Annotated in this window: 10 protein-coding genes; 7 read left to right on the top strand and 3 right to left on the bottom strand. The window is 49.5% G+C overall.

The window, feature by feature from the left end; all coding sequences use genetic code 11:
• Positions 1-329 precede the first annotated feature (329 nt).
• The 3 genes from QGP82_RS10440 to QGP82_RS10430 all read right to left on the bottom strand — a co-directional run bounded on the left by QGP82_RS10440 (position 330) and on the right by QGP82_RS10430 (position 4,274).
• The gene (locus QGP82_RS10440; protein WP_163660322.1) at positions 330-833 is read right to left on the bottom strand and encodes a DUF937 domain-containing protein; all 504 of its coding nucleotides are present in this window, start codon (positions 831-833) and stop codon (positions 330-332) included.
• Positions 834-890: 57 nt separating this feature from the next.
• Complete coding sequence (locus QGP82_RS10435; protein ID WP_499058890.1) at positions 891-3,818, bottom strand: DUF4912 domain-containing protein; 2,928 nt, start codon at positions 3,816-3,818, stop codon at positions 891-893.
• Between the two features lie 63 nt (positions 3,819-3,881).
• Complete coding sequence (locus QGP82_RS10430; protein WP_163660318.1) at positions 3,882-4,274, bottom strand: hypothetical protein; 393 nt, start codon at positions 4,272-4,274, stop codon at positions 3,882-3,884.
• A gap of 293 nt (positions 4,275-4,567) precedes the next feature.
• Here QGP82_RS10430 and QGP82_RS10425 point away from each other — a divergent pair, with 293 nt between their 5' ends.
• The 7 genes from QGP82_RS10425 to QGP82_RS10395 all read left to right on the top strand — a co-directional run bounded on the left by QGP82_RS10425 (position 4,568) and on the right by QGP82_RS10395 (position 14,161).
• Positions 4,568-7,549 carry an AAA family ATPase gene (locus QGP82_RS10425; RefSeq protein WP_499058888.1) on the top strand — a complete coding sequence of 994 codons (2,982 nt, stop codon included), beginning with the start codon at positions 4,568-4,570 and terminating at the stop codon, positions 7,547-7,549.
• A gap of 218 nt (positions 7,550-7,767) precedes the next feature.
• On the top strand, positions 7,768-9,216 hold the full coding sequence (locus QGP82_RS10420) for a glycoside hydrolase family 13 protein (protein WP_499059259.1): 1,449 nt from the start codon (positions 7,768-7,770) through the stop codon (positions 9,214-9,216).
• Positions 9,217-9,269: 53 nt separating this feature from the next.
• Positions 9,270-10,466, top strand: a complete 1,197-nt coding sequence (locus tag QGP82_RS10415; RefSeq protein WP_499058887.1) for an esterase-like activity of phytase family protein — start codon at positions 9,270-9,272, stop codon at positions 10,464-10,466.
• A 41-nt stretch (positions 10,467-10,507) separates the two neighbouring features.
• Positions 10,508-10,654: a hypothetical protein gene (locus tag QGP82_RS10410; protein ID WP_163660313.1), complete on the top strand. Its 147-nt coding sequence runs from the start codon at positions 10,508-10,510 to the stop codon at positions 10,652-10,654.
• Between the two features lie 185 nt (positions 10,655-10,839).
• The gene (locus tag QGP82_RS10405; RefSeq protein ID WP_163660311.1) at positions 10,840-11,247 is read left to right on the top strand and encodes a Gp49 family protein; all 408 of its coding nucleotides are present in this window, start codon (positions 10,840-10,842) and stop codon (positions 11,245-11,247) included.
• A gap of 320 nt (positions 11,248-11,567) precedes the next feature.
• Complete coding sequence (locus QGP82_RS10400) at positions 11,568-12,767, top strand: NAD-dependent epimerase/dehydratase family protein (RefSeq protein ID WP_163660310.1); 1,200 nt, start codon at positions 11,568-11,570, stop codon at positions 12,765-12,767.
• A 263-nt stretch (positions 12,768-13,030) separates the two neighbouring features.
• Entirely contained in the window at positions 13,031-14,161 is a 1,131-nt protein-coding gene (locus tag QGP82_RS10395; protein WP_163660308.1) for a glycosyltransferase family 4 protein, read from the top strand.
• Positions 14,162-14,201: the final 40 nt, after the last annotated feature.

The following is a 14,201-nucleotide window of genomic DNA, read 5'->3' as shown; positions in this document are numbered from 1 at the left end:
ATGTGTTTCTACGGAAGGATGGGGGCTTGTATAAATGTGCCCTAATGCTCAGTGGACTATGCAGAACGCTACTGCAAATAATGTTCTAGATTTGCACCTGTCAAGTAGGACGATAAAAAATTATGTATGTTTCCAAAAATCCAAGATTTTCGATAAAGTCTCTGCTTTTATACGGATTAAATGTAGTATGTTTTTTGGGGGCATACTACCTGTCTCAATACTTGGGCATGGTCTCAATACTTAAGCATGGATAGGATGCTCGCGAAAGTTTGCTATTTCACATCTAATTTATTGGAGATTCACATACTTAAGCAGCCTTATATGCTTAGTCAGGCTAAAAATCGCTCTGCAAATTTCATAACATGGCCTAAATCCGTATTTTTCCCACGATTGCTGTCTAAAAACACACTTAGCAGAGAGTTGATTCCACCGACGCTGCCTGGTGTTGGTGCACCCATGTTAAACAACTGCATCACAATGGGTAGTAGTTGTGGGAACATAGCCTGGGCCGTAGAGGCTTGCATTCCAGTTTTTTGGGCGACTGTGTGGGCGAGTTGTTCCTGTAGCTGTGGAGAAATGATCGATGTTAACACTGAGGCATCATCTGTGCGACCCAGCATGGAGGCTAGTTGCCCAGCGCCGAACTGAGACTGTTTTTGTTGTAAGACAGGCTGTAGAGCTCCACCTAAAACAGTCATCATGGACTGCATTTGATGGGGATTAACGCCCTGACTACTGGCCAACTTTTTCACTGATGTGATTATTTGTTCTAACTGACTGATGTTGGCCTGCTGGTTGGGATCGTTGATTGCACTTAATACTTCGAAAAACATGGTTTTATTCTCCAAAATGCTCTCACTATTTGTATTCCAATAGAGTTGTTGTGCCACCTATTGCTTGACTATTGACAGGGTGACCTCACCTGAGTTGTCATCTGGATAGGTGTCTAAAAAGAAGGCGCAAATTTTAACACGCTCTCTAACATCCAAAATTAGGGTGTCATCATATCCATTGAGTGTGGTCCAGGTGGAACTGACGGGAACCCCAGTTTTTTGATTGATGACTGTACCTCCATGAACCCAAAGCAACACAAAAGCTTCCCCTGGGTGACTGTCGTCAGCGTCATAGTTGAAGACTCCATCTCGAAGCTGCAATGTGTACATGCCCGAAGTTAACTGATAAGTGCTGGCAACATTATGTTCAATGTGGTGCAGCTGACCTTCATCAAACATAATGGCATTGTTGCGGCTATGGACTTGAACAGTTTGAGTAGAGCCTTGATTTAAGGGGGGGACTTGTGGTGTATCAAGGTTGTTTCCATCTGTGGGATCGGCCTGCCGAGCTTTGACTGTGGCGGCGGATAGACTGCCAGTGGCCACAGCGGCGGCGACTGGAATGGGGGATGTTTGCTCAGGGACTGTGTCTGCTAAATCAGCCGTATTGTCGGATTGGGTTAAGACTTGAGAGGGGGTCACTGGGATGGATCGAGCCAACGTTAGCCAGTCTTCAGAGGCTGTTTGGTAACCGACCTCTGCTACATACTCACTGTGATCGTTGGGTAGATGAACGGTGCGATCGCAATCCGACTCCGATAGACCATAGGTAAGTGTGCTGTTGGGCGACTGTCGCTCGATATCAATAGCTGTGACATCGTGAATACGCAACTGATAAGCCTGCCCCCCTGCTGCTTTGAGGGCCGATTTTGCTGTTTCAGGAACTTCCCAATAGGCATATGCCTTTTGAGAGCTGTGCGGAGCCATGACAATCCGACTGTTGGGGATGGCTGAGTTTGCAGCTTGTCCGACGGTAGCACCTGCGACCGCAGCAGCACCTCCCAGCACAGCAGCACCAGGAAAGTTGCCGGTTAACGTACTTTCTTGACGACCGCCAGCTTGTACCAAATTTGATTGAGCTAAGGATAGCCAGCTACCTGAGGCAGTCTGATAACCAACGTCTGCGATGTAGTCGTGACCTGACGTAATGGGGAAATGGGCATCCCTATCCGCCGCTGCACACTCCACCTGAGCAGCAGGTTCCGGTAAGGCTGCATCGGTGGGTCTATCGGTAACATCGTAGAGCTTCGCCACCAGAGTTTCACCCCCTTGAAGCTGAGCATCCGCCAAGTGTTCTTTGGGAATTTCCCAGTAAGCATAGGCGTTTTGCCCATTGCGCGGCGTGAGAACCATGCGCCCCGCTGTTGCAGACGGTTTTGCTTTACCCCTTGCTAGCTTAGTTCCTAGGGCCGCAGCTCCTCCCGCCAGAGCCGCCCCACCTAAAACCGCACCTCCCAGAGCACCAGCCATGCCTTGACCACTAGGTTTTGGTGCTTTAAGCTCGGATAGATTAGAGGCAACTGGCTTGACGTCAGGACGGACAGGTATCCGTATGGGAGCTGATTTGGTAATGGGTAACCATTGATTATCGTTGGTCAAATATCCCACTTCTGCACAGTAATTGCGACCGTCCCCTTCAATCGGTAAGTGGAGATCAGGGGTGGACTCCAAACAGGGTAACTCCGCTGTGGGGGTAGGCAGAGGCGAATTTTTACTGCGTCCAGTGACATCGTAGAGGCGCAGCATCATGGTTTCTCCCCCTTGCCGCTTTACTTCAGCCAAATGCTCTTGGGGAATTTCCCAATAAGCATAGGCATGCCGATCGTTTCGGGGAGTTAATACCATACGAGGTTGGACTGGACTCTCTGCCACGGATGCAGGGGGAGCACCACCGCCGCTTTTTAACAGCCACCACAGCAAACCTCCTAATAACGGAATCGCGAGCAGTGGCAGTAGCCAAAATGGAAATCTACCGGTCTCTCTACTGGTTGTTGCCCCCGCTGGTGGATCAGCTGCTGTTGTACCGGGAGCAGTCGCTGATGTATCAGCATCGGTGGGAGCATTACCACTGGCTGATGTTGCGGTTGGTGTATCGGTTGGTGTATCGAGGCCAGATGCAGCGTCTCCAACAGCAGGAACCTTTTCCCCTAGTTCAGTGGTTGCAAATCCTAAAAAAGCAAGGGCTGCGGGACTAGCGCCTTCTTTATAAACAAAGGCACGATATTGAGAATAGGGATAGCGGGGATCATCTGGTAACGTTTGGTGCATGGAGATGATGGTCACATCATCGCGTTCGGCCACCTGGGACACCACCGCATAACCAATACCATCAGCGCCAAGGGCTGAAATCACACTTTCAGTTTCATCATCTGATACTGGATCAGCGATGGTCCCTGTTGTGAATGGCTGTCCTTCAAAGACGTTATAGGTACTGAAGGCCCGTCGGGTATCACTATAGCCAGGTCGATCAACTAAGCGAATGGGAACATTCGGACCGCCCACTTCAGACCAATTGGTAATGTCTCCTCGAAAGATACGGGCAAACTGATCAAAGGTGAGATCGCCTTCAAATCCGTTCTCTGGGCCAATGATAATGGCCAGTTTTTCCCGCTGTTCCAGAGGAACTTCTATGGCACCCTGCGATTTTTCTGCATCCGTTAACGGTCGACCTGTGGCCAGGATATCAATGTCGCCATTAATCAGCGCTTGAAATGCTTGATCTGTGCGGCTGGTATCGAGCTCAACATCCACATTGGGAAACTGTTTCTCAAATCGACTCTCTAAATCTTCGTTGGTGAGGCGCATGCTGGTGGAACCATCCACCTTGAGAGTTGTACCATCTGGTAGAGCATTGGGAATCGGAAAGCTTTCAGGAGGCGCTTCAAACGATTGAGCGAACAAATTTTGTCGCGAAAAGCTCTCATTAAGCACCTGGGAAACTGCTATTGTTGCAACAATAATTTTGGCGAATTTAACCAAAGACATCTTTCGGTACACGTTTTTGATCCAAATGTATGGAATACGAGAGATGGGCAGACAAAACCACGCTCAGAGGGTGGTGACAGATAGGGTTAATTCACCACTGTGGTTGCCTGTGCTGGTATCGAACAAAAAAGCACACAGCGTTGCTGGCTCAGTCACATCCATTGTCAAGGCGTCATCGTAGCCATTTAGCGACGCCCAGGTGGCAACAACTTCCACATTTGTTTTTCTATTCATAACTTTGCCACCATAAATCCATAGCAAAATCCAGGGTTCGGCCTTGGCCCCCGTGCCCGTTGTGTAAGAAGTCTCGTTTTTCAGAAGCTTGACAATGTTAGTGCCAGGATTTAGCGTCACCGAAACACCCTTATCTTGAATCGCATTCATTTGTTCGGGACTTAGGCGATAACAGTTATATCGACTATGCACTTTCAGATCTGTAACTACGTCAGCTTCCATGGTTTCAGCCTCCTTTAATCTGCCAGTGAAAAATTACAAGTCCATTTTTAAGGACAGATAAAGTTTTCTATCCACTTAGTCAAAACGGAACCTTATCGGTTATGGTTTTTGAACTTTGCTACAACATACGGCGAATTTAGCCCAAGAATAATCTCTCTTAAGGATAAAACTGGAATTACAGGGCGTTATAAGTAAACCAGATCGATGGGATCGCTAGTTATTTAAAAAACAGATCGCAAGTACTAAAGATCGTATGTACTTGCTATGGTGGGCATAGGCTGTAAAGCTATGCCATGATTCCCAAGCGTCTAACCCTAATTAACTTTTTGAGCTATCGAGAGGTTACCCTCGATTTTGCGGGGTTGCATGTGGCCTGTATCTGTGGCCCCAATGGTGCCGGTAAGTCTTCGTTGCTAGAGGCGATGGCATGGGTGATTTGGGGACACAGTCGGGTGGCCACCGATGATGACGTTATTCACCTAGGTGCCAAAGAGGCCAGGGTAGAGTTTACCTTTGAGCACCAGGGCCAAGTTTATCGAGTTTTGAGGGGACGCAGACGCAAGCAAGGCTGTTTACTCGAATTTCAGATACAGACAGAAAATGGATTTCGCAGTCTGACCCAGCGGGGAGTGCGGGCAACGCAGCAGCTGATTCTTCAATATCTGAAGGTGGACTACGAAACGTTTATCCATTCGGCCTATTTGCGGCAGGGCCGAGCGGATGAGTTTATGTTAAAGCGCCCAGGTGAGCGGAAGCAGATTTTGGCTGATTTGCTAAAGCTGAGTCAGTATGACCGTCTGGTGGAAAAAGCGCGGGAGCGGGGGCGTGACTATCAGGCTGAAATTAAAGTCTTAACTACAACGCTAACTCAGGCGGAGGAGCAACTGGCAGAACGCAGTGCGATCGCAACCCACTATCAAACATTGCAGCAACAGGTTACAGACATCCAACAACAGCAGCAGGCGGCTCAAGAACAGCGCGATCATCTGCAACAACAGCAACGGCAGCGGCAGCGGCAGCAACAGTTATTGCAAACCCTGCAACAACAACTTGAGCACTTACACCAAACTAAAATGCTGCGGTATGCAGAGCTACAGCGGGTTGAGGAGCAGTTTAATGCTTTTCAGGTGGAGTTAAATGCAGCTACCGAAATTGAAGCAGGCTATGGTCAACTGCAACAGTTGCAGGTCCAAGAAGAGGAGTATGCCCAACGCTTTCAGCAGTATCAGCAAACCCAGACTAAACAGGTGCAGTTGCAGGCCCAACGCCAGGAACAACGAGCCGCATTACAGACCGCCATTGGCCAAATGCAGCTGAAACTTGCCTCACTAGACGAGACAATTGCGGAGCTACAGCAGGGTCTAAGTCAGCGGGAAACCGTGAAGGTCAGTTTGACACGGCTCCATGCTGCTCGTCAGCAGCTGCGCCTATTGGACCAACGCCAAATGGATGTCACACCGTTACTACAGCGACGGCAGCAGGTTCACACCCGACTGAAACAAGCATCGGCACGATTGGAAGCCCGTTTAGAAGCCATCAGTCAAACCCAGGCTACCCTCACCCCTCAGCAACAGCCGAAACTCCATCAAACCCTGGCCCAGGTACAGCATCAGCTCACCTATCTAGAACAACGTCGAGCCTATCAAGCTCAGGTTCGTCAAAAAGGTCAAGAGCGACGAGATTTTATGGCACAGCTCCAAAGTGAGCAGCGTCAGATTGAGCAGCAGCTGATCCAGTTAGAACAGCGGCTAGCGGTGCTGACCCAGCCAGCCGCAAACTGTCCTCTATGTGAGCGCCCCCTGGCGGATCATGGCCCCCAGGTGATTTCCCAACTACAACAGGAGCGAGACACCTTACAAAAGAGAGTATGGGTGATCCGTGAACAGTTAACCACCTCTGAACGAGAGATTCAGGTGCTCCGGCGGGAATATCGAGCCCTGGAAGCAGAGCTAGAAAAGTACGGTATGGTGTTGCAAAAGCAGGGGGCTCTCAAGGCTCAACTCAGCTCTGCAACAGAAGTGACCATGCGGCTCAAAGCACTGGAGCAAGAACGGCATCATTTAGAACAATGTTTAGATTCAGAAGACTATGCAGCTGACTTACAACAAGAATATCAACAGCTAGAACAACAACTTACCCGATTAAATTATGATGAGCGCGATCACGCCCTCGTTCGTAATCAAGTTGAACAGCTACGTTGGGCCGAATTTAAGCAAGCGGAATTATCTCAAGCCGAGCGCAAATTAGAACGACTGTTGGCGGAACGACCTGAAAAAGAAAATGAGTTAGCGGCATTGCGATCGCAACTCGACACCTTTGATCAACAACTCCCTCAAGAACTATTGCAGTTAGAGGAAACCCTGGCAGCGCTGGATTACTCCTCTGAGCATCACCAACAGCTCCGGCGACGTCTACACGCCCTGCAACCCTGGCAGCTGCGCCATCAGACATTACAGCAGGCCCGCTCCACATTGCCTGATCTAGAACAGCAGCGCCACACCTTATCCACTATTCAAGCGGAACAGCAGCAACAATGCGAGATGCTACAGCAACAGATTGCCAATACTGACGTCAACCTTATTCCTGATGCCACCGAGCAAATCCAGCAGTTGGATGTTACGTTGGCCCAACTGCAAACCCAGCGAGAAGCACACATTAGCCAGCTGGGTCGTCTAGAACAGCAGCTACAGCAGTTGGATGCCCTACAGCAACAGGTCGATCAACAGCGGCAACGACTCCACAGTCATCAGCATCAGTACAGGGTGCATCAAGAGCTGCAGCATGCGTTTGGCAAAAACGGCATACAGGCATTGATGATTGAAAATTTACTCCCCCAGCTAGAGGCAGAAACCAACCAAATTCTGGGACGTCTCAGTGCCCATCAGCTGCATGTACAGTTTGTCACGCAGCGTTCGGGGCGTAAAAAACTGATTGACACCTTAGATATTCTAATTGCCGATACCCAGGGTACAAGGGCCTACGAAACCTATTCTGGTGGTGAAGCGTTCCGGGTCAATTTTGCCATTCGGTTAGCCTTGGCCCGGCTTTTAGCCCAGCGATCTGGCATGGCGCTGCAGATGCTGATCATTGATGAGGGGTTTGGTACCCAGGATCAGGCAGGGTGTGATCGATTAGTGGCAGCGATCAATGCGATCTCACCTGATTTTGCTTGTATTTTAGCCGTGACCCACATGCCCCATTTTCGAGAGGCCTTTCAAACCCGCATTGATGTGATGAAAACGGAAGCGGGCTCCCAGGTACGACTATCGGGATAATGTAATACGAAAGGGAAATACGGAGGGGAAATACGAAGGGGACCTACAGGGGGGATCGACAGTCAGCGCTGGGGATCAACTCCCTCTGCCACGGCCTCTACATGGCCTCTACATGGCCTCTACATTCAGGTAGCAACCATATCTTTAAGCATCCTAACGTCTAAACGATTTTCCCTAACAAACCGCTACCCTAAGCGATGCAGTCTGCCATAGCTTCTATGCAAATCCAAACTCCTGACTGGGTGAAACATGCCGTCTTTTATCAGATTTTTCCGGACCGGTTTGCCCGCACCCAGCGACAATCCCGACCTCCTATGATGCAGGTGCCTTTGGAAGCGTGGCAGGTACCGCCCACCCTCAGCGGGTATAAAGGGGGTGATTTATGGGGTGTGGCCGAAAATCTAGACTACCTCAACGACTTGGGTGTGAATGCCATTTACTTTACCCCCATCTTTCAATCTGCCAGTAACCATCGCTACCATACCCATGACTATTATCAAGTCGATCCGTTGCTGGGGGGCAATGAGGCCTTTTTTGATTTACTAGAAGCCGCTCACCAACGAGACATCAAAGTTGTTCTTGATGGTGTTTTTAACCATGCTAGCCGTGGATTCTTTTTCTTCAATGACATCCTTGAAAACGGTCCCACATCTCCCTGGTTAGACTGGTTTAAGGTAGAAGGGTGGCCCTTATCTGCCTATGATGGAGCTAAACCTGCTAATTACGAAAGCTGGTACGATAACCGAGCCCTACCGGAGTTTAATCATGATAATCCCCAGGCTCGCGAGTACATCATGCAGATCGCTGAATACTGGCTTCGTCAGGGAATTGACGGCTGGCGATTGGATGTCCCGTTTGATGTAAAAGCAGAGGGTTTCTGGCAAGAATTTCGTCAGCGGGTAAAGGCCATTAACCCAGAGGCCTATATTGTGGGAGAGATATGGACCGATGCCCGCCAATGGCTTGATGGCACAAAGTTTGATGGGGTAATGAACTATCTCTTTACGGGACCAGTGCTGGCCTTTACAGCTAAAGATCGAGTTGTTATGTCCCTGGTGGAGAGACCCGCCTACTTTCCCTATCCTGCCCTCGATGCCCAGGGCTATGCCAAAAAGATAGACGAGTTGTTAGCCCTGTATCCCTGGGAGATTCAATTAACCCAGTTAAATTTGTTATCAAGCCACGATATTGCCCGTGCCATTACTGTTGTTAGCGACGATCAGCGGAGTTTTCAACTGGCTGTGTTGTTACAAATGACCTTCCCTGGTGCGCCCAGCATTTACTACGGTGATGAAGTAGGATTGGCGGGTGCCCACGATCCAGACTGTCGTCGTAGTTTTCCTGATAAACCAGATTGGCATCAAGCTTTGTTAGCCTTGCACAAAGAACTCATTGCCCTGCGGCATCAGCATCCTGCCCTACGTACCGGCTCCTATCAAACCTTGGTTGCTGAAGACGATCTTTATGCCTTTGCCCGCAGCCATGAAGAAGAAACAATTGTAGTGGTGGTGAACACAGGTAGGCAGCCAGACATGGTTACCCTACCAACGTTGCCAACGTTAAGGAAGGACATGGACGTTCTTTGGGGAGAGATTGAGTTCACCAGCGAGACTCAGCAGGTCAGACTCCCACCGCAGTCAGGAGGAGTCCTAGGTACATCAATTTAGTGGGCCGCTTTTACAGACGCTTTAATGAGCCGTCTGCTACCCTAGGAGGGTTTATGAAGCTTTTGTTAGAGGCGTGGGTAATGAACAGGCTGAAACAACGGGGGGGAAGCGGTTTTTTAGGTTTTTTAAACGCTTTTCTGTGGATAGGATTGTTGGCGGTTGTTGTCAGTAGCTGTGCCGTTTCCCAGGTCAGTGCCGAAGAACGTTTATTTCTGGATCTATCGGTAGAGGCTATTAACCATATAGTGCTGCCCATGGAAGACTTTGAAGGGACTCAAGTCGGCGGGCTATCAGCGATTGCCTACGATCGCGATCGCAACCAATACTATGCCCTCTCTGACGATCGCCAACGCCCGCGATTTTACACCCTCAGCCTGGCGCTGAAGCCGTCTGGCATCCAGGCTGCCAGGGTAGAAGCCGTCACTGATCTACAAGACCAGGATGGCAACTCCATTGCGCCTCTGGATGCTGAAGGCATGGTTCTTACCCCTAGCCGCAGCTTAATTGTTTCCAGTGAGGGCTCCCCTCAGCAAAAAATCCCACCAAAATTACAGGAGTTTGATCTAGAAACTGGGCATCTCAAAACTAACTTTCGTATTCCAGAACGGTACTTGTTAGCCTCCCAGGATGGCGAAATTTCGGATCCCCAAACCCAGGGCATTCAAGAAAATATTGGATTTGAAGCATTGACCCTGAGTGCTCCCGGTGGCTCCTATGAACCCTTTCGACTATTTGCTGCCACCGAAGGCCCACTGTACCAGGACTTAGATGTTGACCCAGATATTCCTTTTAAGAACCGCTGGCTCCACTACCTGATTGATCCCAATTTTGTCGGCACAGGGCAGTCTACACTGCTGTCAGAACACTTGTATTCCATGGACCCTGCTCCCCTGGGGGCACTGCTTAATGGGTTATCGGAAATTTTATCTATCGATGTGGGCGGGCACTTTTTGGCCATTGAACGGGCCTTTGGCCTGCAAGGACTATCCATTAAGCTCTATCAGCTGGCCACTGGAGTGGCGAGTGATGTCAGTGCGATCGCAACTCTCAAGGGTGACACCAGCGGCATCACCCCCATTCGCAAGCGGCTTGTGGCAGATTTAACGCCTTTAGAGCCAGATAATCTAGAGGCCATGACCTTAGGCCCGAAACTGTCAGATGGACGTCAAAGCCTGATTATGGCCAGCGACAATAACTTTGACAATCGGCAGGAAACGCAGATTTGGCTCTTCACCTTAAGCGGTCTCTAAAGACAACCTCTTACAAACGCCACTAGTCTCGAAACTAATCAATGCTTTACAGGGCACATCACACAGCGCGGGAATGCTGGCGTGGGGAGCGATTAGCTGCGATCGCAGCGGTAATCAGCGTTAGCATTGGCACCTTTGACCGATGGCTAGTACGTGACAATATCCGGGAAACTTACGAACGGGGATGAATCATCGTAACGGATAACGTTGCAACGTCACGCTATGACCAGGCTCTAGCCGGTAATGTGACCGCTGCTATCTGCGGGCTGAAGGTCAGCTAGGATGGCCTGATCAGTCGCCTCGAAAAGCAAGAAACTGCTCAAGTAGTGTTCTACATGCCCGACAAAAAATGAGCTACGTAAGGAGAAGCCTCATGCATCAAACTTACATCGGTGTCAAAGAAGTGGAAGCTAAACCACTCAAAAAACATGGTCGAGATGGATATGAGGTGATCTATCCTGATGGGTATGTGAGCTGGAGCCCGAAAGCCACCTTTGAAACCGCTTACTTTCCCATTAGTGACAGCACCCGCATTTCTGAAACAGTGGTAGAGGCCTTTATCGATGATACGGAAACCCTCACCTTGGGAGAAAAAACCACCATTATCAGAGCCCGGTTAATTAATGGATTTGAACTATTTGCTCATTCTGCCTGTGTCGATGCAGCCAACTATAACGAGGTGTTAGGGGCTGCCGAGTGTTTGCAAAAAATCGAAGCTCAGGTATGGCACCTTCTAGGCTTTACCCTCCGGTGGGCCAGAACTGGAGTACCCACCGATTAAAACCGCTTAACTAAAGATGTGATCACCCTGGGGGTTAAGCAGTGCGATCGCAGATGGACAAGGTTGAGGCAATGGATACAAGTACACTAACCAGCAGCGACTCCGGTCGCCACTACTCCAACCGACGCCCAGAACGCTAAACAAAAGTGACGATCACAGCCAACATCGATCCTGGGAATGTCCATATACACAGACGCTCTCTTATTTTCTCAGAGGTGAGAGAAAATTTTGGTTCTTTGAGTTTTGCAAATCTTGGTTTACGCTTGGTAGGAATCGCCCAACAACTCTAGGGCGTGTGAAGGAGGCTTAAGCGCTAAAGGATGAAAGTAATCGTATTAGGGGGAGATGGCTTTTGCGGCTGGCCCACTGCACTGCATCTATCCAACGCAGGTCATGAAGTTGCCATTATTGATAACCTATCGCGACGTAATATCGATAATGAGCTAGAAATTGCTTCTTTAACTCCCATTAGCTCCATGTCTACTCGCCTATCGGCGTGGCAAGAAGTCAGTGGTAAAACCATTGACTTTCATAATCTCGACATTGCCCAAGAGTATGACAGACTCTTGCATCTAATTTGTGACTACGCTCCGGATGTGATTGTGCACTTTGCCGAGCAGCGGGCTGCCCCCTACTCCATGAAGTCAGCAAAGCACAAGCGTTTCACCGTTGATAACAACCTTAACGGCACCAACAATGTCCTATGTGCCATCGTTGAGTCTGAGCTAGATATCCATGTGGTTCACCTCGGTACCATGGGTGTTTACGGCTACGGCACCGCTGGTATGAAGATTCCCGAGGGGTATCTGGATATCCAAGTAGTGACCGATTCGGGTAAGGTCATCGAAAAACAGATTCTGCATCCAGCTAATCCTGGCAGTATCTATCACATGACCAAAACCCAAGATCAGTTGTTCTTCGCGTACTACAACAAGAACGATCAAGTACGGGTGACTGACTTACACCAGGGAATCGTTTGGGGTACCAACACCCGTGAGACTGCCATGGATGAGCGGTTGATCAATCGTTTTGACTACGATGGTGACTTTGGCACAGTGCTGAACCGTTTCTTGATGCAGGCTGCCATTGGTCATCCGCTAACTGTTCATGGCACCGGTGGTCAAACACGGGCATTTATCCATATTCAAGACACCGTCCGCTGTGTTGAGCTGGCCATTGATAACCCACCGGCCAAGGGTGACCGCGTTAAAATCCTGAACCAGATGACAGAAACCCATCGCGTGCGGGATCTAGCGCGCATTGTGGCTGACATTGCGGATGCTGAAATTCAGTATATGGAGAACCCCCGTAATGAAGCGGCAGAAAACGAGCTAGTCGTTGACAATCAGTGCTTCTTAGATATGGGGCTCCAGCCTACCCAACTGGACAAAGGTCTAATGCTGGAAGTAACAGAGATTGCCAAGAAGTATGTTGGTCGCTGCGACACGTCCAAGATTATCTGCACATCCAAGTGGACTAAGAAGTCTACTGCTGCACCTACCCCCATTCCTGCAGGTTAGGTCCCAGTGATTACGGTCATGTGATTACTGGATAGGCAGAGTATGGGATCAGGGAGTCGCTCCCCATTGATTCTATGCTCTGTTTTTTTATTTTAGGGGCTCATCCCATCTCAAAGCTCACTATCGATCAATGCAATCGATGTTGCCTAGGATATTGCCAAAAAAAAGATTTTATGAAAGCTTGAGCCTGAGGCAATTTCGCGATTGAATAATCAACAGCTCAGTATTTTTTGATACATCTGCATTCAATCATTGCTAACCGTATGCGCATTGCTCTGTTTACCGAAACATTCCTTCCCAAAGTTGACGGTATCGTAACCCGTCTCAAGCATACCGTCGAACAGCTTCAGGCCTTAGGGGATGAGGTATGCGTGTTCTGCCCTGAGGGGGGGCTAACGGAATATAAAGGGGCCAAGGTGGAGGGTGTTTCTGGCTTTCCCATGCCGTTATATCCAGAGCTGAAGTTGGCTTTGCCCCGTCCATCTATTGGTGAGGCACTAGAAGCATTTCAGCCTGATTTGGTGCATGTGGTTAACCCAGCGGTCCTGGGCTTAGCAGGCGTCTACTATGCCAAGGCCTTAGAAATTCCGCTTGTGGCTTCTTACCACACGCACTTGCCTAAGTATCTAGAGCACTATGGCTTCGGGATGTTTGAGGGCATGCTGTGGGAGCTACTCAAAGCAGTGCACAACAATGCACGGATGAATTTGTGCACGTCTACAGCAATGCAGCAGGAGCTAACTGAACACGGTATTGAAAATGTCAAGGTTTGGCAGCGGGGTGTCGATACAGACCTATTTCGCCCGAGTCTGGCCAGCCGAGAAATGCGTGGGCGGCTGAGTGAAGGCCATCCAGATGCACCATTGCTGCTGTATGTGGGACGTCTATCTGCTGAGAAAGAAGTGGATAGAATCAAGCCAATTTTGGAGGCGATTCCAGACGCTCGCTTAGCTCTGGTGGGTGACGGTCCCTATCGAGAAGAACTGGAGGAGCATTTTGCAGGAACCGCGACTAACTTTGTCGGCTATCTTGGGGGTGAGGAATTAGCGTCTGCCTATGCCTCTGGCGATGCGTTTATTTTCCCATCTCGAACAGAGACGTTGGGATTGGTGCTGTTAGAGGCGATGGCGGCAGGCTGTCCCACTGTGGCCGCTAATGCAGGCGGCATTCCCGACATTGTTACCGATGGTACCAACGGATTCTTGTTTGATCCTCAGGATGAGGAAGGGGCAATTAAGGCGACACAGCGTCTGTTGGCGACCCGTGCTGAAATTGAGTTGTTGCGCCGCAATGCTCGCATGGAAGCTGAGCGTTGGGGCTGGCGTGGGGCCACGCAGCAGCTACAGAAATTCTATGCTGAGGTGCTTGCTGCTGAAATACCCATGGTGGCTTAATAAACGGGGGGATGTCCAACCTCCATTTCATTCATTGACA

The organism is Leptothoe sp. LEGE 181152, from assembly GCF_032906605.1.
Lineage (GTDB): Bacteria > Cyanobacteriota > Cyanobacteriia > Phormidesmidales > Phormidesmidaceae > Leptothoe > Leptothoe turfae.
The sequence above is the reverse complement of the archived record's forward strand: the minus strand, read 5'-3'. Positions and strand labels throughout refer to the sequence as shown.

Coding starts and splice junctions, on each gene's coding strand:
- QGP82_RS10440 (WP_163660322.1), bottom strand. CDS start 833: ATGTTTTTCGAAGTATTAAGTGCAATCAACGATCCCAACCAGCAGGCC.
- QGP82_RS10435 (WP_499058890.1), bottom strand. CDS start 3,818: ATGTCTTTGGTTAAATTCGCCAAAATTATTGTTGCAACAATAGCAGTT.
- QGP82_RS10430 (WP_163660318.1), bottom strand. CDS start 4,274: ATGGAAGCTGACGTAGTTACAGATCTGAAAGTGCATAGTCGATATAAC.
- QGP82_RS10425 (WP_499058888.1), top strand. CDS start 4,568: ATGATTCCCAAGCGTCTAACCCTAATTAACTTTTTGAGCTATCGAGAG.
- QGP82_RS10420 (WP_499059259.1), top strand. CDS start 7,768: ATGCAAATCCAAACTCCTGACTGGGTGAAACATGCCGTCTTTTATCAG.
- QGP82_RS10415 (WP_499058887.1), top strand. CDS start 9,270: ATGAAGCTTTTGTTAGAGGCGTGGGTAATGAACAGGCTGAAACAACGG.
- QGP82_RS10410 (WP_163660313.1), top strand. CDS start 10,508: ATGCTTTACAGGGCACATCACACAGCGCGGGAATGCTGGCGTGGGGAG.
- QGP82_RS10405 (WP_163660311.1), top strand. CDS start 10,840: ATGCATCAAACTTACATCGGTGTCAAAGAAGTGGAAGCTAAACCACTC.
- QGP82_RS10400 (WP_163660310.1), top strand. CDS start 11,568: ATGAAAGTAATCGTATTAGGGGGAGATGGCTTTTGCGGCTGGCCCACT.
- QGP82_RS10395 (WP_163660308.1), top strand. CDS start 13,031: ATGCGCATTGCTCTGTTTACCGAAACATTCCTTCCCAAAGTTGACGGT.